At 68.4% G+C, this 1,470-nt stretch carries 1 protein-coding gene; it reads left to right on the plus strand.

The window, feature by feature from the left end:
- The first annotated feature begins 243 nt into the window (after positions 1–243).
- Positions 244–1,446: an IS110 family transposase gene (locus ACFWZ2_RS43610; protein WP_384555358.1), complete on the plus strand. Its 1,203-nt coding sequence runs from the start codon at positions 244–246 to the stop codon at positions 1,444–1,446.
- Positions 1,447–1,470: the final 24 nt, after the last annotated feature.

Genomic DNA, 1,470 nt, shown 5'->3' on the forward strand with positions numbered 1-1,470 from the left:
CCCCCCCATTACTTTCTACGTAGCCCCGCAACGGGGTTACCGGCCTTCGGAGTTGGCATGACTACCTCCCCTTGTCGAGTGCATGGCCTGGGGGGTGGTGTCACCAGCTCCGGAGGCGCTGACAGACCGCTGATTAGGGGCATGACCACCGACCTTTCTCCAGGTCGGGAGGCTCTTCGTAATGTGGATGTGGCGATCGGCGCCGTGGGACGGCCGGGTGAACAGCACCGAAGGAACCACGACGTGATCGACACCAGCAGCATCGACGTCTTCCTCGGCCTGGACGTCGGCAAGGGCGAACACCACGCCACCGCCGTCACCCCGGCGGGGAAGAAGGCCTTCGACCGGAGGCTGCCCAACAACGAACCCAAGCTCCGCGAGGTCTTCGCGAAACTGCAGGCCAAGCACGGGAGAGTGCTCGTCATCGTCGACCAGCCGGCCTCCATCGGAGCCCTGCCGCTGGCCGTCGCCCGCGCCGTCGGCTGCGAGGTGGCCTATCTGCCGGGCCTGACGATGCGGCGGATCGCTGACCTCTATCCCGGTGAGGCCAAGACCGACGCCCGCGACGCGTTCATCATCGCCGACGCGGCCCGCTCGATGCCCCACACCCTGCGCTCCCTCGACCTGGACGACGAGACCGTCGCCGAGCTGGAGATGCTCGTCGGGTTCGACGACGACCTCGTCTCGGAGGCGAACCGGCTCTCCAACCGGCTCCGCGGCCTGTTCACGCAGGTCCACCCGCACCTGGAGCGGGTGCTCGGCCCGCGCATGCAGCACCCGGCCGTCCTGGTCCTGCTGGAGCGGTTCGGCTCGCCCGCTCAGATCCGCCAGGCCGGACGCCGCAAGGTCACCAACCTGATGCGGCCCAAGGCCCCGCGGATGGCAGCTCGTTTGACCGACGAGATCTTCACCGCGCTCGACGAGCAGACAGTCGTGGTTCCCGGCACGGAGGCGGCCGCACTGATCGTCCCCAGCCTGGCCCGGTCCCTGGCCGCCGTCCTCGACCAGCGCCGTCTGCTGGAGAAACGACTCGAAGAACTGCTGGCGGCCCACCCTCTTTCCGCCGTCCTGACCTCGATGCCCGGCGTCGGCGTCAGGACCGCCGCCCGCCTCCTCATCGACGTCGGGGACGGAACCAGGTTCCCCTCCGCCGCCCACCTCGCCGCCTATGCGGGACTCGCTCCAACGACCCGTTCCTCGGGCTCCTCCATCCGCGGCGAACAGCAGTCCAGGAGGGGAAACAAGCAGCTCAAGCGCACCTTCTTCCTCTCCGCGTTCGCCGCCCTGTCCGACCCGGCCTCCCGCACCTACTACGACAAGAAGATCAAGGAGGGCAAGCACCACACCCAGGCCCTCCTCTGCCTAGCCCGACGCCGAGCCGACGTGCTCTTCGCGATGCTCCGCGACGGCACTTTCTACCAACCCCAAACCGCCCCAGCCCCTTGACCGAAGTCATAGGGGCACCCCCCC

The sequence above is a fragment of the Streptomyces sp. NPDC059002 genome, assembly GCF_042740435.1.
GTDB lineage: Bacteria > Actinomycetota > Actinomycetes > Streptomycetales > Streptomycetaceae > Streptomyces.